Annotated in this window: 16 protein-coding genes and 1 pseudogene; 12 read left to right on the top strand and 5 right to left on the bottom strand. The window is 62.8% G+C overall.

Annotated features, from left to right (window positions below):
• Positions 1-118 precede the first annotated feature (118 nt).
• Together ABIB95_RS16840 and ABIB95_RS16835 are read left to right on the top strand one after the other, a co-directional pair.
• Entirely contained in the window at positions 119-1,417 is a 1,299-nt protein-coding gene (locus ABIB95_RS16840; protein WP_354240675.1) for an enoyl-CoA hydratase-related protein, read from the top strand.
• 26 nt (positions 1,418-1,443) lie between these two features.
• Positions 1,444-2,634 (top strand): CaiB/BaiF CoA transferase family protein, encoded by a 1,191-nt coding sequence (locus ABIB95_RS16835; RefSeq protein WP_354240673.1) that lies wholly within the window; start codon positions 1,444-1,446, stop codon positions 2,632-2,634.
• Positions 2,635-2,675: 41 nt separating this feature from the next.
• Here ABIB95_RS16835 and ABIB95_RS16830 read toward each other — a convergent pair whose 3' ends face one another.
• The 3 genes from ABIB95_RS16830 to ABIB95_RS16820 all read right to left on the bottom strand — a co-directional run bounded on the left by ABIB95_RS16830 (position 2,676) and on the right by ABIB95_RS16820 (position 5,490).
• Positions 2,676-3,065 carry a Zn-ribbon domain-containing OB-fold protein gene (locus ABIB95_RS16830; protein WP_354117751.1) on the bottom strand — a complete coding sequence of 130 codons (390 nt, stop codon included), beginning with the start codon at positions 3,063-3,065 and terminating at the stop codon, positions 2,676-2,678.
• Positions 3,065-4,222, bottom strand: a complete 1,158-nt coding sequence (locus ABIB95_RS16825; RefSeq protein WP_354240671.1) for a thiolase family protein — start codon at positions 4,220-4,222, stop codon at positions 3,065-3,067. Before ABIB95_RS16825 ends, ABIB95_RS16830 begins: the two co-directional genes overlap by 1 nt.
• Positions 4,223-4,293: 71 nt before the next feature.
• Positions 4,294-5,490 carry an ABC transporter substrate-binding protein gene (locus ABIB95_RS16820; protein ID WP_354240669.1) on the bottom strand — a complete coding sequence of 399 codons (1,197 nt, stop codon included), beginning with the start codon at positions 5,488-5,490 and terminating at the stop codon, positions 4,294-4,296.
• Positions 5,491-5,754: 264 nt separating this feature from the next.
• Here ABIB95_RS16820 and ABIB95_RS16815 point away from each other — a divergent pair, with 264 nt between their 5' ends.
• The gene (locus ABIB95_RS16815; RefSeq protein WP_354240667.1) at positions 5,755-6,927 is read left to right on the top strand and encodes a phosphotransferase family protein; all 1,173 of its coding nucleotides are present in this window, start codon (positions 5,755-5,757) and stop codon (positions 6,925-6,927) included.
• A 26-nt stretch (positions 6,928-6,953) separates the two neighbouring features.
• On the opposite strand, the gene ABIB95_RS16810 is transcribed toward ABIB95_RS16815, so the two are convergent.
• Positions 6,954-7,820, bottom strand: a complete 867-nt coding sequence (locus ABIB95_RS16810) for a MaoC/PaaZ C-terminal domain-containing protein (RefSeq protein WP_354240665.1) — start codon at positions 7,818-7,820, stop codon at positions 6,954-6,956.
• Between the two features lie 386 nt (positions 7,821-8,206).
• Here ABIB95_RS16810 and ABIB95_RS16805 point away from each other — a divergent pair, with 386 nt between their 5' ends.
• From ABIB95_RS16805 to ABIB95_RS16785, 6 genes and pseudogenes are all read left to right on the top strand, one after another.
• Positions 8,207-9,064 (top strand): branched-chain amino acid ABC transporter permease, encoded by an 858-nt coding sequence (locus tag ABIB95_RS16805; RefSeq protein ID WP_354240663.1) that lies wholly within the window; start codon positions 8,207-8,209, stop codon positions 9,062-9,064.
• A 68-nt stretch (positions 9,065-9,132) separates the two neighbouring features.
• Positions 9,133-10,095, top strand: coding sequence for a branched-chain amino acid ABC transporter permease (locus ABIB95_RS16800; RefSeq protein ID WP_354240661.1), 963 nt, complete (start codon positions 9,133-9,135; stop codon positions 10,093-10,095).
• Between the two features lies 1 nt (position 10,096).
• Positions 10,097-10,552, top strand: a pseudogene (locus ABIB95_RS16795) (ATP-binding cassette domain-containing protein); the annotation flags it as partial.
• Complete coding sequence (locus tag ABIB95_RS47370; protein WP_502917837.1) at positions 10,553-10,795, top strand: ABC transporter ATP-binding protein C-terminal domain-containing protein; 243 nt, start codon at positions 10,553-10,555, stop codon at positions 10,793-10,795.
• Positions 10,792-11,487, top strand: a complete 696-nt coding sequence (locus tag ABIB95_RS16790) for an ABC transporter ATP-binding protein (RefSeq protein WP_354240657.1) — start codon at positions 10,792-10,794, stop codon at positions 11,485-11,487. The genes ABIB95_RS47370 and ABIB95_RS16790 overlap by 4 nt, the downstream gene beginning before the upstream one ends.
• A gap of 33 nt (positions 11,488-11,520) precedes the next feature.
• Positions 11,521-12,738 carry an ABC transporter substrate-binding protein gene (locus tag ABIB95_RS16785; RefSeq protein WP_354240655.1) on the top strand — a complete coding sequence of 406 codons (1,218 nt, stop codon included), beginning with the start codon at positions 11,521-11,523 and terminating at the stop codon, positions 12,736-12,738.
• Between the two features lie 73 nt (positions 12,739-12,811).
• On the opposite strand, the gene ABIB95_RS16780 is transcribed toward ABIB95_RS16785, so the two are convergent.
• Positions 12,812-13,831: a zinc-binding dehydrogenase gene (locus ABIB95_RS16780; protein WP_354240653.1), complete on the bottom strand. Its 1,020-nt coding sequence runs from the start codon at positions 13,829-13,831 to the stop codon at positions 12,812-12,814.
• Positions 13,832-14,010: 179 nt separating this feature from the next.
• Between ABIB95_RS16780 and ABIB95_RS16775 the strand changes: the two genes are divergently transcribed.
• From ABIB95_RS16775 to ABIB95_RS16765, 3 genes are read left to right on the top strand one after another with little or no spacing between them, the layout of a single operon-like run.
• Positions 14,011-15,669 carry an AMP-binding protein gene (locus ABIB95_RS16775; protein ID WP_354240651.1) on the top strand — a complete coding sequence of 553 codons (1,659 nt, stop codon included), beginning with the start codon at positions 14,011-14,013 and terminating at the stop codon, positions 15,667-15,669.
• Positions 15,666-16,427, top strand: a complete 762-nt coding sequence (locus ABIB95_RS16770) for an SDR family NAD(P)-dependent oxidoreductase (protein ID WP_354240649.1) — start codon at positions 15,666-15,668, stop codon at positions 16,425-16,427. The genes ABIB95_RS16775 and ABIB95_RS16770 overlap by 4 nt, the downstream gene beginning before the upstream one ends.
• Before the next feature lie 10 nt (positions 16,428-16,437).
• Complete coding sequence (locus ABIB95_RS16765; protein WP_354240647.1) at positions 16,438-17,223, top strand: SDR family NAD(P)-dependent oxidoreductase; 786 nt, start codon at positions 16,438-16,440, stop codon at positions 17,221-17,223.
• Positions 17,224-17,248: the final 25 nt, after the last annotated feature.

The raw sequence follows: 17,248 nt of genomic DNA, 5'->3' as shown, positions 1-17,248 counted from the left end.
AATCGTCCCGTCTGATTTAGTTTGCTAGTGTACAGTATTCGGTTTGGGTATACAACCTGAAAACCGTCTAAGGCAAGTACGATCGTACACCAATGAACTGTTCTGGAGGGAGGGAGCGATGGTGATCGGAGCGGAGCTGAAGCAATTTCGAATCGAGATGTCGACGAGCGGCGTCCTGCACCTGATCTTCGACATGCCCGGCCGCTCGATGAACGTGTTCTCGAACGCCGCGATCGACGAAATTGGCCTATTCGCAGACTGGCTCAAGCAAAGCGATGTGATCGGCGTCGTCATCAGCTCCGGCAAGCCCACGGCGTTCTGCGCAGGCGCGGATCTCGCGGAGCTGGAGACTGCCTATGACATGATCATGGCAGCGCCATCCGCCGAACGCGATCGTCTCGCTTTTGATCATTTCTTCCGGCTGAGCCACGGCTTGCGCCGGCTCGAGACCGCCGGCAAGCCGATTGCCGTGGCCGTTGCTGGCCTTGCCCTGGGAGGCGGCTGCGAGTTCGCTCTTGCCGCGCATCACAGGGTGATCGCCGATCACCCGCAGGCGACCTTCGGTCTTCCGGAGTCGCTGGTCGGCTTGCTGCCAGGCGGAGGCGGAACCCAGCGGCTGCCGCGCTTGATCGGGATTGAGGCTGCGCTGCCGGTGTTGCTCGACGGCGCACGCATCGGCGGGCAGGCGGCTATTGCGGCTGGACTTGCGGATGAATTGGTGGGGCCGGGCGAAGAGGTGGCCGCCGCCGAGCGCTGGGTCTTGTCGCAACCGGCGGCAACACAGCCGTGGGATCGGGCTGACTGGCGCGCCGCCGACACGTCGCGCGTCGCGGCAATCATCGGTGTGAGCCGGAGCAAAATGTTGGCAGAGACGCTCGGCCACTATCCGGCCCCATCGGCCATTCTCGACTGCGTCGAGCAGGGCTTTCCGCAAGACTTTGATAGCGCCATCCGGACCGAGATGCAGATCTTCGCAAAGCTGATCCAGAGGCGGGAGCCTCGCAACATGATCAGGACATTGTTTCTCGGAAGGCTCGATTACGAACGGCTGAAGAAGAAGGGCATGAATCCCCGGATCACGGAAGCCGTTGCCGCGATCTCGAACGTGCTTGGTGCTCAATCCGAGCGCGGCAAGGAACTCTCCGATGCCTTTGCGCGTGCGGGTTTTCGCGTCGAGCAGCCGCGCCGGGCCAACTTCGACGGCCGCATCACTGATGCCGTCTATTGGCATGACGACGAGCCGAGAACCTGGGGCAAGGACCTCTTGCGCGCGCGGCTGGTGGACGCCGAAGCCGCAGCCGCGGGCTGGCGCACACAGCTTGACGAAGCGGAGCGGCGGGCCGCCGACTATGTCCTGGTCACACAGGCAGGCTTCCCCGCCTATCTCGGCGGATTGTTCGCCGCAGGACTGAACTAGTCGAGCCCTCGGCAAGGAGAGAAATCGTGCCAAAACCTCTTGACGGTATCAAGGTTCTCGATCTTTCGAAGGTGCTCGCAGGTCCGCTCTGCGCGCAATATCTCGGCGATCTCGGCGCCGAAGTCATCAAGGTCGAAGCGGTGGGGCAGGGAGATGAGACGCGCGGCTGGCCGCCCTTTCCCGCGCCCGGCCTCGGCACGGTGTTTCTGAGTGCCAATCGCAACAAGCGAAGCATCGCGATCAACATGAAGTCGGACAAGGGGCGGAAGCTCGTGCACGAGCTCGCTCGATCCTCCGACGTCGCCATTGAAAGCTTCGGCACCGGGGTTGCCGAGCGGCTGGGCATTGATGCCGCAAGCCTTTGCGCGCTCAACGACCGGCTGGTCCATTGCAGCATCTCCGGATTCGGCCGGACCGGACCTCTGAAAAATTCGCCCGGGTACGATGTGATCCTGCAGGCCTTTGGCGGCATCATGTCGATGACCGGCGACGAGGGCGGCGGCTATATCCGCAGCCCCATTTCCCCGATCGACCAGATGACAGGCGTGCATGCTTTCAGCGGCATCCTCGCCAGCCTGTTTGCGCGTGAGAAGTCGGGCAAGGGCGCAGCGATCCAGGTATCGCTGTTCGATACTGCGCTTGGGATTCTAGGCTACAATCTCCAGACCTTCTGGGAGCGGGGGACGCAACCGGCCAAATGTGGCTCCAGCCATGAGTCGCTGTGCCCATACCAGGCGTTCGAGGCTTCGGACGGACCGATCATGATCGGGGTGGCCAACGACAATCTGTGGCGCAAGTTCTGCGGCGTCGCCGGCCTCAACGCGATCGTGGATGACCCGAAATTCCGGACCAATGCGGAACGGGTCAAGCATCGCGCCGAGACGCTTCAGCATGTGCAATCGTTGATCGCCACCAACACCGTTGCGCACTGGAATGAGGCGCTGAATGAAGTCGGCATTCCCTGTTCACCGATCAATACGCTTGCCCAGCTTCTGGATCATCCGCATACAAAAGCGGACAAGCTGATCATGCAGTACGATCATCCCGCGGCTGGCCGCTTGAATTGCGTCGGCCATCCCGTGACATTCGTCGGGGAGGAGCGCGCTCCCGGGCTGCCCCCGCCCACCCTTGGGCAACATACCGATGATGTCCTGAAGGAAATGGGCCTTTCCGACGCGACCATTGCCGAATTGCGCCGGGATGAGATCATCAGTTGATGATCCGTGCACCGCGGCAGCCGCGCCGGTGCTTCCTGGTGTCAGACGGGTGTGAAGAACGGTAGTGGCGCGCCATCCGTCGGCTTGAACACCACCTTCACCTTCTGGCCGATCTTTAGCTTCTCAAGATCGCAATCCACAAAGTTTGTCTGCAACGACGGCCCTTCCTTCAGCGTGACGTAGCCGATCGCATAGGGACCAGTCGGCGACTTCCGCATCAGGCTGTAGGTGTAGATCGTGGCCTCGCCCGAAGCTTCTTCCCACACCGTCTTGTCTGAATAGCAGAACGGGCAGATCGCGCGCGGGAAGTAGTGCGCCTCGCCGCAGGCGGTGCAGCGCTTGATCATGAACTTGCCCTGCTTGGCTGCGTCCCAGAACGCGGCGGTCTCGGGATTGGTCACCGGGGCCGAATATTTCCTTGCATCTGCCATCACACGCGCTCCAGAATGGCCGTCGAGGCGGCGTGGCGAACTCCCAAAAGGCCGCCGGTGCCGTGAGCGATGGCGAGATCGCAATTCTTGACCTGCACCTTCGGATGCGCCTCACCGCGCAGCTGCCGCACGGCCTCGATGATCTTGGTCATGCCGCCGCGATTGACCGGATGGTTGCTGCACAGGCCGCCGCCGTCAGTGTTGAACGGCAGCTTGCCGACGCCCGAGATCAGATTGCCGTCGGCGACGAATTTTCCGCCCTCGCCCTTGCTGCAGAAGCCGAGGTCCTCGAGCTGCATCAGCACCGTGATGGTGAAGCTGTCGTAGATCGAGGCGTATTTGATGTCCTTTGGCGTCACGCCGGCCTCCTCGAAGGCGCGTGGGCCGGACCAGATTCCGGCAGAATAGGTCAGATCGAGATCCTTGCCGCCGTTCGGACCCTTCATCGCTTCGCCGTGACCGATCAACCGGACCAGCGGCTTCTTCAGGCTTCGGGCGATGTCCGGAGAGGTCACGATCAATGCGCCGCCACCATCGGTGACGACGCAGCAATCGAGCCGGTGCAAGGGATCGGAGATCATCGGCGAGTTCACGACGTCCTCGACGGTGACGACGTCTTTCAGCATCGCATGCGGATTGTATTGTGCGTGATGCGAGGCCGCGACCTTGATCCAGGCGAGCTGCTCAGAGGTGGTGCCATAGTCGTGCATGTGACGCATCGCGCACATGCCATAGGCATTGTGGGTGGTCGCGCCATAGGCCGTCTCGAAATCGGCCTCGGCGCCGGGTGCGCGTGGTGGGGTGTGGCTGGTGCGCGGCTTGCCCGCGAGCGTGATCAGGGCAACCGAGCATTTGCCCGCGGCAATGGCTTCGGCCGCATGGCCAAGCTGGATGATGTAGGAGGAGCCGCCGGTATCGGTGCTATCGATATGGCGGAGCTTTTTGGTGTTGAGGCCGAGATAATCGACCATCGGCCAGGCGCCGCCCGGTGCGTCGCCGGACAGAAAATACCCATCAATGTCGTCCTTGCTCAGCCCGGCGTCCTCGATCGCGCCCTTGGTAACCTCGGCATGGAGCTGGGCGGTGGATTTGTCTGGCGCATGCCGGGTCGGGTGTTCGTAGATCCCGGCAATGTAGGCCTTACCCTTGATGGTCAACTCGTTCTCCGCTGGCGTTTTCGGTTGGACCTGCCGGGCCATGCCCGACAGGCCTGGAATTGATCCCGACGCTACTCTTCGAGCAGCTTCCAGGACGTCTTTTCGAAGATAGCCATGCGCAGGGTGCGGTAGGGCGCGTAGTTTTCCTTCGAATTGGTAAGCTCAATTCCCGGAAGCAGCATGCCGACGCGCTCCTTGTTGAAGCTCGTCGCCTGGGCGAGCAAGTTCTCACGTGTCAGATTGTCACCGCACCGCTCGAGTCCCTTCGCGATTGCTTGCGCATTGATGTATCCGGACAGCGCGATGAAATCGTTCGGGCTGTCGTTCGGGGCCCATTTCTTCATGAAGGCGACATAGTCCTTCACGTCCGGGTCGTCGGCCCAGGCCGGATCGCCGGCTTGCTTGGTGAACTGGGTTGTGTAGGCGCCCTGGACGTTTTCGAGTCCGGCGGGGGTGAGAACGCCCTGGATCGAGTTGACTGGGCTCGCCAGGAACTGAGCCGGCTTCCAGTTCAGCTCATTGGCTTTCTTGATCGCCTGCGCCGCGAATTTTGGCGTTGCGAAATAGACGATCGTATCGGCGCCGGCGGCCTTGAGCTTGAGGACTTCGGAACCGACGGTCGGATAGCTCAGCTCATAGGGTGCTTCTGCCACGATCTTCGCCGTGCTGTCGGGGCCCAGGCCGGCCTTGAAGCCGGTGAGGTAGTCCTTGCCATAGTCGTCGTTCTGATAGAGCACCGCGATCTTTGCGTTCGGTATCTTCTTGACGATGAACTTGCCGAATGTGGCACCCTCCATCTCGAACGCCGGATAGAACGGGACGGTCCAGGGAAAACTGTGCGGGTCGTTGAAGCGCCGGCCGCCGGCTGAAATGAAGACCTGCGGCACCTTGTTCTGGTTGAGGTACTTTTGGACGGCGATGTTGGGTACGGTGCCAACTGTTCCCACTTCGGCAAGAACACCGTCGTCGTCGACCAGCTTGCGGGTCTGTTCGATCGCCTTTGGCGGGCTGAACGCATTATCCTGCGAGATCAGGTTCACCTTCCTGCCGTTGATGCCCCCCTTCTCGTTCAACATCTGAAAATAGCCGGTCATGACGCGGCCATAGCTGGAAAAAGCGGACGCTGGCCCGCTGTAGGGGATGGTCTGGCCGATCTTGATTTCCGTGTCGGTGACACCCGGGCCGTACTGCTTTTCACCGGCTCGAGCGCCGAAGACGGCGCCGCCGAGGACAAGGGCCGAAACGCCGGCCAGTATCGCGATCCTCATGTTTTCTCCCATGTCGTTCTTTTTTGGTGTAGCCGCGTGCAGTAGGCATAACAAGTACACATGTATATCATATCGTAAGAAGCGAAAATAGACAGGCGCTGAAAATCAGCGGCCACTATGCCGCCGCGTTGCCAAACTGCGGCACGCGAAAACCAATGCGCCGTCTTGAACCTGAGCTCGATTGTGCTATAGATCGTACATAAGTGTACTAATTATCGGCTGCGCCACGCTCGAGACTGGTTGCCGCCGGCGAAGGGAGGAACCATGGCTGCTTCGGGCGCAACGGCGCTGGCTGCGCTGAAGATAGGCGGACGCGTTGCCTTTGAGCGTCTGGTTCGGCCGAAGGCGCGCCGGCTCGAGGATGTTCCTTGCTCGCCCGACGCCATCACACCCGAATGGCTGACGGCGGTGCTCTGCCAGGAAGTCCCCGAAGCGGTCGTAACGGGGGTCGTCGTCAAACCAGCGAGCGCAGGGACGCACGAACGGCACCAGCTGATCGTCGCTTACAACGAGGCCGGCCAGCGCGCGGATCTGCCGAAGTCGATGTTCACCAAGTCGTTGCCCAGCGTCGTCACGCGCATGATCGGTGGATTCAACGGCACCGCGCGGGTCGAAGGCCGGTTTTACGTGCAGCTGCGGCCGCAGCTCGAGATCGAAGCGCCGATCGGCTATCACGCAGCGTTCGACCGTCAGACGTTTGCCTCGATCCTGCTCCTCGAAGACATGGTTGCAACAAAATCGGCGACGTTCTGCAACCACCGGACCTACGTCTCTCGCGAGACGGCGGAGGACATGATCGATGTTCTCGCCTCACTGCACGCGCGCTTCCACGGCGATGGAGAGCTCGCGACGCAGTATCGCTTTGTCGCGAGCTATCCGCGATGGTTCACGATCGGTGCGGAAAAGATGAGCCTTGAGTACTATACGCGAAAGGCCTTCGACGCCGCCTCTCACGTCATGCCCGAAAGCATCCTGGCGCAGCGTGATGCGGTCTGGCCTGCTGCCATGAACGCCCTGGCCGTGCACGACAGCGAACCGCAGGGATTGATCCATTCCGACGTACATATCGGCAACTGGTACCGCACCGGAGCGGGGAAGATGGGCCTGTGCGACTGGCAATGCCTCGCCCGCGGTCATTGGTCGCGGGACTTCGCCTACGCCGTCACAGCGGCGCTGACGCCCGACGACCGCCGCAAGTGGGAGAAGGATCTGCTGCTGCGCTATCTCGACCGGTTTGCTGCATTGACCGGCAGCAAGCCAGACTTTGACCGGAGCTTTCTGCATTATCGCCAGCAAATGGTGCATGCCTTGCTGATGTGGACCATTACGTTGTGCCACTCGCCGCTATTGCCGAACATGCAATCGGAGCAGACGACACTCGCGATGATGGAGCGGATCTCGACGGCGATGGCTGACCTGGATTCGCTTCGCAGCTGACCTGGTTCCTGAGCCGGCGCGACGCTTCAACTTGTCGCAAGCCGGCATTCGCCGCGATCGAGCACCATCATTTGCCGCTCGACGGCCCACGCTCTGAAGCGGATGGTCTCGTCTTCCTCGAACATCTCGATCCGGATCGTGTCGCCGGGGAAGGCGGGCGAGACAAATCGCACCGCCATTGCGCCTATCCGCTCCGGATGCCCCGGCGCATAGCGCTTCAGGACGGCGCGGCAGGCCAGACCCATCGTGTTCAAACCGTGCGAAATCGGTTGGTCGAATCCGGCCTCGCGGGCGACGACGGGGTCGGCGTGGATGGGCATGTAATCCCTGCTGACAAGTCGGTACAGCAGGGCCGCGTGGCGCGGGGTGCGGTACGTGATGGCGGCGCTCGGTTTGGCGCCGGCGCCGATCCTTGCGAGCTCGCCGGGCGGCGTACCGTGGCTGCCGCAGCCGCCGTCGCCACGCAGAAAGTCGGTTGCACGCAGGCTAGCCAATCGTTCGCCGCTGGCCTGATCGAACAGCTCGGTATCGAAATAGAGCAGGGCGCCGTGCGCCGATCCCTTATCCGCGATGGCGCTCACTCGATGCTCGGCACGGACCGATCCGCTTGCGGAGAGAGGGCGATGCAGCGCGAACCGTTGCTCCCCATGCAGAGCCTTGGTCCAGGCGATCCCTGTCTGTGGCTCGGCGATCCAGAGCGGCGGCCAGCCGAGTGTGACGCACATGCTGGGGACGGCTTGCTGATCGCGGCCTTCGTAGACGTAAGCCAGTTCGTCCTCATCCAGCGGATCATCGCCAACGCCAAGGCCGAGCGCGTACAGGGCGCAATCACGCCAATCGTAGGACTGATGGATCGGCTTGAAGTGCCGCGCGAGGACGTGATCAAGATTCATGCGCGTGCTCCTGGCAATGCCTGATCGTTGAGGCCGTGAGAGGCACAGCCGCTGAATCCAAAATATCGTTGCGGTGCGTACGAGTTTCGTCAAGGCGTTCCTGAAGACAGATGCTGCCAGGCGCATGATGCCGCAGCGCGCGGGTCCGATTAGGGTTTGCGGCGAACATCAGTATATGATAAGCCAGTGTACTAATCGGGCGTCGAACCCGAAATCGTCCGGCAGGACGGGGAAATGCTGAAGGCCGGCGTCACGTCCGATTGAATATCGGCTGCGGACGTCGAGCAATGGCAGGAGGGCCCTTTGCGAGGTCAAGCGCGCGGATTGGCGACGCACCGGATGGCCGTGTGCCACCGTGCGATGCAGCGTGACGGGGGAGCATCGTCGTGATCGCATTGCTGATCGCGAACTCGCTGGCGCTCGCTTCGCTGCTGATCATGCTGTCGAGCGGGCTCGCCTTGATCTATGGCCTGCGCGACGTCATCAATTTCGGCCATGGCGCGATCTACATGCTCGGCGCCTATCTCGGATATACCATCGCCCTCGTCGGCGGGTTCTGGCTGGCGCTGCTCGTCGTTCCGATCCTGCTCGCGCTTCTCGGCATCGCATTCGAGTACCTGGCTCTGCGGCCGCTACAGAGACGGTCGCACATCGAGGTCGCGCTGGTCACCCTCGGATTGGGCATCATCCTCGGGCAGGTCATCATCTATTTGTACGGAGGCGAGGCGCGCAGCGTTGATGCCCCGAAGGTTCTCTCGGGCTCGATCACCGTCCTGAATCTCTCTTACCCCGTTTATCGCCTCTTTCTGATCGTGATGGGGCTTGGCTCGTGCGCGCTGCTCGCGCTTTGGCTCAGATATACGCCGTCTGGACTGTATGTCCGCGCCGTCAGCCAGGATCCCTCGGTGGCGCGGATGATGGGCATCGATGCCGATCGCCTGAGCCTGCTCGTCACGAGCCTCAGCGCCGCATTCGCCGGGATCGCCGGCGTGCTGGCGGGGCCCTATCTGTCGATCGATCCGGGGATGGACGTCGCTATGATCGTAAACTGCCTGATCATCGTGGTGATCGGTGGCACCGGCAGCATCGGTGGCGCGATCGTTGCGGCGTTGCTGTTCGGTTTCGTTCAGGTGGCGGGATCGGTCTTCCTGCCCAACCTTGCCGCGCTCGTTCCCTACATCCTGCTGATGGTCGTGCTGCTCATCGCTCCCGGCGGCATCGGACGCGGGAGGGTTCTGAGTTGAGCAATGGCACGATGACCGGTGACTTGCACGGGACGACGGCGGGATCCCTCGGTGGTCAATTCTCGCGCATGTCGCTTGCGATTGTCGCCGGCGCAGTTGGGCTAGGGGCTGGTGCCCTTGTCCCGACCTACCTTGCCAGTGACTTTGCGCTTCGGCTCGGCAGCGAGGGTTTGCTGCTCGGTATGCTGGCGCTCAGCGTCGCCTTCCTGATGAGCCAGGCTGGACTGGTGGCGCTCGGCGCAGCCAGCATCTATGGCGGCGCCGGATATCTGTTCGCGATCGGCATGAGCGAGTGGGACCTGACGCCGATGGCCGCCTTGTGCGTCGGCTTCCTGATCATCGTCGCCTACGCAACAGTTCTGGGCGCCTTGATCGTCCGGACCAACCCGCTCGCCTTCATGATGCTGACGCTCGCTGCTGGCGAGATGCTCAGCCACGCCGTTCTGCTCGAGGGATTACGCGATTACACCGGGGGCGCCGATGGGCTGGTGGTGCGGATGAAGGGAACGATCCTTGGCGTCGACGTCGCGGAGTTTGCCAATCCGGCGCGCTTCTGGTCGCTGGCCTGGGTCGTGGCGTGCCTGATCGGACTGGCGTTTTGGTTGGTCGGCCGCTCACGTCTCGGCGCGGTCCTCCGCGCCGTGCGAGAGAACGAGGAGCGCATGCGCTTCTCCGGATTCAACACCTTCGTCCCCAGACTGGCCGCCTATGTGCTCGTCAATATCGTGGCCGCCATAGCCGGCTTCCTGCACGTGCTCAATGCCGGCTTCGTCTCACCCGAGAGCCTCGGGCTTTCGGTCAGCACCAATGCCTTGGTCGCAGCGCTGATGGGCGGCATTGCCGGCGCGTTCGGCCCAATCCTGGGCGGGCTGATCTTTTCATTTGCGCAGGATGAATTCGGCGCACGCGGGCTCACGCAGCTCCTGACCGGCATCGCCATCGTCGTGTTCATCGTCCTGTTTCCGCGCGGGGTCGTCGGCGGGCTATCGAGCGCGTTGCGGCTGCTCGGCTGGCGGCGGGAGGCCCCCTGACATGCTCAGGATCGAGAAGCTATCGGTGAGCTATGGCTCGGTGCGGGCGCTGACGGATGTCGATCTCGAGGTGAGTGGCGACGGCCTGCTACACGGTGTCATCGGACCGAATGGCGCCGGAAAGTCCACGCTGCTCGACGCGATCTGCGGTCGCCGGCGTCCGACCGCTGGAAGCGTGCGCTATTGCAATGAGGATATCACGCGGCGTTCGATCGCCTGGCGCCGCCGCCAGGGCATGGCCCGATCGTTCCAGCGCACCAGTGTGTTCCAGGACCTGACCGTCCATGAGCAACTCCAGTTGGTCGCACGGCATCTCGGCGATGACAGGCTGGATGACGTAATCGAGGTCATGGACCTCGGCGGCTATCTCAGCCAGAAGGCCGGACGCATCGCCTATGGCGTGCAGCGTCGTGTCGACGTCGCGCTGGCCCTGATCGGAAGGCCACGTCTTCTGCTGATGGATGAGCCCGGAGCCGGCCTGTCGGCGACGGAGACGCTGCGTCTGTTTGAGCATGTACGCGACCTCGTGCGGGAGCGCGGGATCGCTGCCATCGTGGTCGAGCATGATGTCGATGCGATCTTCGCCTGCTGCAACATGGTCACCGTTCTCGATCTCGGCCGGCATCTGGCGACGGGGTCGCCCGACGCGATCCGGGCCGATCGTCGGGTCATCGCGGCTTATCTGGGGACCGCAGCATGAGCGCGCTGCGGATCGAGTCCCTTGTTGCCGGCTATGGTGCATCCACCGTGCTGCGCGGCATCGACCTTACGGTCGAAGAAGGGGAATCGGTCGCCTTGGTCGGCCGTAACGGAGCGGGCAAGTCTACGCTGCTGCTCTCGGTGTTCCGGGAGACGAATATTCTCTCCGGCGCCATCTGGGTCCACGACCGCCGGATCGACGGCTTGCCGGGCTATACGGCTGCGAAGCTCGGCGTTGCCATTGCGCCGCAGGGACGGCGCATCCTGCCGAACCTCACGGTGAGGGAGAACCTGCTGCTCAGCAGAGCGACCGGCAGAGCAGGGCATTGGAGCCTGAAGACCATCTTCGATCTGTTCCCGGTGCTGGAGGAGCGCGCCGACCGGCTAGGCACGATGCTGAGCGGCGGTCAGCAGCAGATGCTGGCGATCGGCCGCGCTCTGATGGCCAATCCAAGCCTCATTCTTCTCGATGAGCCGTCGGAAGGTCTTTCGCCGGTGCTGATCGATGGGCTGGTCGAGACGCTCAACCGCATTCGCGGTGCCGGTACTGGCGTCCTTGTGGTCGAGCAGCACCTGAACCTCGTCAAGCGCGCTACGGATCGATTCGTCATCCTGGCGAAGGGAGAGGTCGTTGGAGCAGGTGCCATCGGCTCCATCGGCGCGCCGGAGAACCAGGCACTCATGGCCTTGTAACGGAAGATCAGAAAAAACGGAGGAGGGACGAACATGAAGGAGGCATCCATCGCTCGAGCTTTCAGTGCGCTGCGCACGGTGACGATCGGCACAGCAACGGCTCTCGCCATGACGACCGCGGCCTTGGCCCAGGACACCGTCAAGATCGGTGTTCTGCTGATTGACAGTGGACCGCTCGCCGGGCTGAAGGACACCCAGGTCAAGGCGGTCAACCTTGCGATCGAACAGATCAACGCCGCCGGCGGGGCGGCGGGCAAGAAGCTGGAGGCGACTTTCATTTCCTATCCAGGCACGCCGGACACGGCGGTCGACGGCGCCACCCGCGCGGTCCAGAAGGATGGCGCGATGTTCATCACCGGCATGGACACGTCGGCGGTGACGCCGGCTCTGCAAGCCAAGCTTCCCGCGTTGAAAGTCCTGATGCTGGAGGTGATGGCCAACGCTGACGGTCTGACCGGAAAGAACTGTTCGCCAAACTACTTCCGCGTCAACGCCAACGACTCCATGATCATGGGGGCCTTCAGGGAGTTCCTGAAGGATCAGGGCATCAAGAAGTGGGACATTCTTGCCGTCGACTATGCCGCCGGGCGCGACTCCGCAGACAAGTTCAAGGGGTTGGTGACCTCCCAGGGCGGCACCGTCGGTAAGGTGCTGTTTTCTCCGTCTGGCACGCCTGACTTCGGTGCCAAGATTTCGGAACTGGGGGCAGACCCCGCTGACGGCTTGTTCGTGACGATCTTCGGCAGCGACGCCATCAATCTCGCCAAGCAGCAGCAGCAATTCGGCCTGTTCAAGAAATACAAGATGGTGCTGGGCAATTCCTTCGTGATTCCGCAAACGCTGCCCGCGCAAGGCGAGACGGTGCTCGGCGTCTATCAGAACATCGGCTTCGTCGCCGGTTTTCCCGGCGCGCAAGCCGAAGCGTTCGTGAAAGCCTACAAGGAAAAATACAACGGGGAGCTGCCGCCTTACACCAGTGCCGACCAATACGCGGCGATCGAGCTCATGGCTGCCGCGCTGCGGAAGGCCAATTCGACCGATATCAACGCGGTGCGCGCCGCGCTGTCAGGCCTCAAGACTGAAACGGTTCTCGGCGATGTCGAAGTCCGGGCGGGCGATCATCAGACTGCGCGGCGGATGGCGATCAGTCAGATCGCAATCGGGGCTGACGGAAAGCCCGGTTATCAGATCAAGAAGCTCGAGCCAGGGCAGGACATTATTCCTCCGGTGGATCCCGCCTGCAAGATGTGACCGTCTCGGCGCCGTTGCCGATCCTGGCGCGGCGCCGAACGCTCCAGTGGCATCAAGGCTCGGTGCGATGGGGCTAGGCCATGAGCGACACTTTGCCGAACTGTGCGCCGGAGGCGAGGCGCGCAAGGGCCGAGCCGACATCTGCCATTGCAAACGATGAATCGATCACGGGCCTGGTCAGGCCGCGATTGAATACATCGAGCAATTGGCGGAATTCGCTGACGCTGCCGCCGGTCGAGCCGTAGATCTCGAGCTGGCGAATGAACAATCGTTGCAGATCGGCCGGCGGATTGGAGCCGGTCGTGGCGCCACATGTGATGAGGCGCCCGCCGCGGCGCAACGAGCGCAAGGATTCGCCCCAGCTCGCTTCGCCGACGCTGTCGATCACCATGTCGACGCCGCCGCCGCTCATCTCCTGGACGGCAGCGGAAACCCGATCGCGCCGGTAATTGACGCCGCCGTCTGCGCCTAACGCCTTCGCCATGGCGATTTTCTCGTCGCTGGAGGAGGTGACGAAGACGCGGGCGCCCGCGATTTTCGCCAGTTGGAGGCAGGCAACTGCCACGCCTCCGCCAATGCCGACGATCAGGACGCTTTCGCCGGGTTGCAGCGCCCGTTTGCCGAACAGCATCCGCCAGGCCGTCAGATGGCCCGTCATCAGGGCACCTGCCGCCACAAGGTCGGCGTCATCGGGGAGGGGAAAGAAGCAGGCGCTGGGCATGGCGATGTAGTCGGCAAAGCCACCATGCCGATGCTCGCCCATGATCTTCACGTTCTCGCAGAGCGGCTGGTCGCCTGCCTGGCAGTAACGGCATCTGCCGCAATAGGCCTCGGAGAAGAGAACAGCCTTCATGCCTGGTTTCAGTCCGGTACCGGGGGCGGCTTCGACGATCTCGCCGGCGGCTTCGACCCCCATCACCTGCGGCAACGCATGGGTGATCCCGTTGCCGTTGTCGCGCATGTAGAGATCGACGCGATTGACAGAAGAGGCCGCGACCCTGAGCACAGACTCTCCCGGAGCCGGCACGGGATCCGGAAAATCCCGCCAGGTCACGCCATCGATCCCACGCCGTTCCAGAACCGCCGCCTTCATTGCGACCTCCCTTGTTGGTTCGGAATAAGTAATGCACTAGCACACGAAATCGAAAAAAGCCGATCTTCGAAACCTGGGCAACCCTGCCTATTTAGGTGTTGCAGTCCATTTTGAATATAATACACTAACGCACTAAAGTGCCGTCAAGGGCAGCGATCAATCGTCATGGAGGCGACGTCATGAGCGAGAATCGGTTCGATCCCGTGGCGCATGCGCGCGCGATGCGCGCGAGCGGATTCTGGGTCGACAAGAGCTTCGACGAGTTCCTGCAGCAGACGATTGCCGCAACGCCCAAAAAGCTGGCGCTGATGGCGGATCGCGCCGACCGGACCGAACCGAAGCGTCTGACCTATGCGGAACTCGGGGATCTGATTTCGCGTGCGGCCGCCGCGCTGCGCCGTCTTGGCATCGGCCAAGGGGACGTCGTGTCGGTCCAGCTGCCGAACTGGTGGGAATTTGCGGTCATCGCGCTTGCGGCCTTCCGGATCGGGGCGGTCGTCAATCCGCTGATGCCGATTTTCCGAGAACATGAACTCACCTACATGCTGGGCTTCGCCGAGACGAAGCTGCTGGTCGTTCCGAAATTGTTCCGCGGATTTGATCACGAGGTGATGGCCCTCTCGCTCCAGCCGGGGCTGCCGAGGCTCAAGCACGTCATCGCCGTCGACGGCGAGGGGCCTGCAAGCTTCGATCAGGCCCTGCTGTCCGGTAACGAGCGTCTCGGCCCGCCACCGGTTGGTGATCTCGGTGCGCTTCCCGCCGATCAAATGGCCGTCCTGATGTTTACTTCGGGCACGACGGGTTCGCCCAAGGGCGTTATGCACTGCCTGAATACGCTGATGGGCTGCTGCATCGGGCTTGCCGGACGATTTGGCCTCGACGCAAGCGACACAATGCTGGTTTGCTCGCCGCTGGGCCACATGACCGGCTTTGCGGCCGGCATGCTGCTCGGTCTGAAAATCGGCGCGACCGTGATCTTCCAGGATATCTGGGAGCCCAAGCGCGGCGTCTCGATCATGGCGAGGGAAGGCGTGACCTATTCCGCCGGTGCAGCGACGTTCCTTGCCGACATGTGCGAGGCCGTCGCAGCCGGCGTGCCCAAGCCAGCCCAACTGCGCAAGTTCCTCTGCGCGGGCGCGCCAATCCCGCCAGCGCTGATTGATCGCGCCTATCGCGAGCTGGATCTCAAGGTTTGCTCGCTGTGGGGCATGACGGAATCGCTGTCGAGCACACTGACCGAGCCGGAGCGGGCGCTGGAGAAATCGTCGAAGACCGACGGGCGTCCGGTGGAGGGCGTGGCGGTCAAGGTGGTGCGCGTGGATGGATCGCCGGCCCCGGTCGGAGAGAAAGGACTGCTCAAGGTCCGCGGCGCGCAGATGTTCCTTGGCTATTACAAGCGCGAGGACATGGAGCCGTTTGACGCCGACGGATGGTTCGACACCGGCGACATGGCCTACATGGACGACGAGGGCTACATCCGGATCGACGGCCGCATTAAGGACATCATCATCCGCGGCGGTGAGAACGTCCCGGTGTTCGATATCGAGAATCTGCTGTTCAAGCATCCAGCCGTGCTTTCCGTCGCGATCGTTGGTTATCCGGACCCGAGGCTGGGAGAGCGGGCTTGCGCCTTCATCATGCTGCGTCCCGGCGAGAAGCTCGATCTGGCGGGCGTGCAGGCGCACCTGGCCGAGCACAAGGTCGCCAAGCAATACTGGCCGGAGCGTGTTGAAATCGTCCCCGACCTGCCGAAGACCCCGGCCGGCAAGGTCCAGAAGTATCAATTGCGCGAGATTGCCAAGGCATTCGCCGAACCGGCACACAAGGCCAGCGCATGAACGCCCGTCTCAGGGATCGAGTCTGTGTCGTCACCGGCGCGGCGCGCGGGATCGGTCTTTCGATCGCGGAGCGCTTTGGCCGGGAGGGCGGACGTCTTGCCTGTGTCGATGTCAGCGCGCGACGACTGGAGCCCGCGGTCAGCCAGTTGAAGGACATGGGGTTCGAGGCGAGGGGATACGAGGTCGATATCGGCAAGCGGGACGATGTGCGCGCACTCTTTGAACGCGTTGAACGCGAATTCAATGCACCCGTGGCCGTACTCGTCAACAATGCCGTGTGGGCGCGCTTCGAACCGTTGCAGCAGATCGAGGTCGACACGGTCGAGCGGATGTTCGCGGTCGGCGTGCACGGCTTGATCTGGGCGACGCAGGCCGTGGCTCCGCAGATGGAGCGGCGCGGCGGCGGCTCGATCGTCAATCTGAGCTCGGTATCGGCGTTTCACCCCGCCAAGGACTCGATTGCCTATTCCGCGCTGAAGGCTGGCGTCGTCGGCCTCTCGCGCGCGTCTGCCATCGAGCTGAGCGCCAAGAAGATCCGCGTCAATGTGATCGCGCCGGGCATGATCGGAACGCCTGCCTCGATCGCGCAGTTCGACGAGGCGACCATTGCGGTGCGGCAGGCCGAGATGCCGGCCGGACGCTTCGGCGCTCCGGAAGAGATCGCCGCGCTTGCGGCGTTCCTTGCAAGCGATGACGCGAGCTACATCCAGGGCGCGGTCATCACGGCTGATGGCGGCTGGACGGTTCCTGCCAGATAGGAGAAGACGCATGAAGCGGCTCGAGGGCAAGCGTGCGGTCGTCACCGGCGGCGGGAGCGGCATCGGTCGCGCCAGCGCGATTCGTTTCGCGCGCGAGGGCGCGGCTGTCCTGGTCGTCGGCCGGGCCGGTAATGCCGAGGAGACCGCCGCGGAGATCCGGGGCGAGGGTGGCGTGGCATCCGCCATGATCACGGACGCCTCGATCGAGGAGAACGTGGCGGCGATCGTGTCGCGCTGCGTCTCGGAATTCGGGGGGATGGAGATCTTCTTCGCCAATATCGGTGTCACCGGGACCAACACGCCGCTGCTGGAGCAGACGGTGGAGGAGTGGTCCGAAGTCTACCGCATCAACACGATCAGTTGCTTCCTTGCCGTCAAATATGCCGGCCGTCACATGACGGCGCAACGCTATGGCTCCATCATCCTGACCTCATCGGCCGCATCACTGCGCGCCAACGCCGGTGCGATCTCCTACAGCGCAAGCAAGGCGGCCGTGAACAATCTGGCACAGACGGCGGCCAACGCCTTCGCCGGGACCGGCGTGCGCGTCAACGCAGTGCTGCCGGGGCTCGTCGAGACGCAATTGACCCGCAAGGTGTTCGAGGACGCCCGCGCCCGGGGAGTCGAATCCAAGCTCGGACACGTCACGCCGCTGAAACGGCCGGGACGCTCTGAGGAGATCGCTGCCGCAGCGGCATTCCTGGCCAGCGACGATTCATCTTACGTGGACGGTCAATTGCTGTCGGTCGATGGCGGCGTCAGCAGCACCCATCCCTATGGCCGGATCGCGCTCTAGCAACACTCGCTGCCCTATAAGAACA

This window comes from Bradyrhizobium sp. LA2.1 (genome assembly GCF_040547725.1).
GTDB lineage: Bacteria > Pseudomonadota > Alphaproteobacteria > Rhizobiales > Xanthobacteraceae > Bradyrhizobium > Bradyrhizobium barranii.
This window is presented reverse-complemented; position numbering and strand designations above follow the sequence as displayed.

Excerpts from the sequence above, each read along its gene's own strand:
- ABIB95_RS47370 (WP_502917837.1), top strand. The coding sequence starts at position 10,553 with ATGGATGAGCCCGGAGCCGGCCTGTCGGCGACGGAGACGCTGCGTCTG.
- ABIB95_RS16780 (WP_354240653.1), bottom strand. The coding sequence starts at position 13,831 with ATGAAGGCGGCGGTTCTGGAACGGCGTGGGATCGATGGCGTGACCTGG.
- ABIB95_RS16820 (WP_354240669.1), bottom strand. The coding sequence starts at position 5,490 with ATGAGGATCGCGATACTGGCCGGCGTTTCGGCCCTTGTCCTCGGCGGC.
- ABIB95_RS16775 (WP_354240651.1), top strand. The coding sequence starts at position 14,011 with ATGAGCGAGAATCGGTTCGATCCCGTGGCGCATGCGCGCGCGATGCGC.
- ABIB95_RS16770 (WP_354240649.1), top strand. The coding sequence starts at position 15,666 with ATGAACGCCCGTCTCAGGGATCGAGTCTGTGTCGTCACCGGCGCGGCG.
- ABIB95_RS16810 (WP_354240665.1), bottom strand. The coding sequence starts at position 7,820 with ATGAATCTTGATCACGTCCTCGCGCGGCACTTCAAGCCGATCCATCAG.
- ABIB95_RS16790 (WP_354240657.1), top strand. The coding sequence starts at position 10,792 with ATGAGCGCGCTGCGGATCGAGTCCCTTGTTGCCGGCTATGGTGCATCC.
- ABIB95_RS16785 (WP_354240655.1), top strand. The coding sequence starts at position 11,521 with ATGAAGGAGGCATCCATCGCTCGAGCTTTCAGTGCGCTGCGCACGGTG.
- ABIB95_RS16800 (WP_354240661.1), top strand. The coding sequence starts at position 9,133 with ATGTCGCTTGCGATTGTCGCCGGCGCAGTTGGGCTAGGGGCTGGTGCC.
- ABIB95_RS16830 (WP_354117751.1), bottom strand. The coding sequence starts at position 3,065 with ATGGCAGATGCAAGGAAATATTCGGCCCCGGTGACCAATCCCGAGACC.
- ABIB95_RS16765 (WP_354240647.1), top strand. The coding sequence starts at position 16,438 with ATGAAGCGGCTCGAGGGCAAGCGTGCGGTCGTCACCGGCGGCGGGAGC.
- ABIB95_RS16815 (WP_354240667.1), top strand. The coding sequence starts at position 5,755 with ATGGCTGCTTCGGGCGCAACGGCGCTGGCTGCGCTGAAGATAGGCGGA.
- ABIB95_RS16840 (WP_354240675.1), top strand. The coding sequence starts at position 119 with ATGGTGATCGGAGCGGAGCTGAAGCAATTTCGAATCGAGATGTCGACG.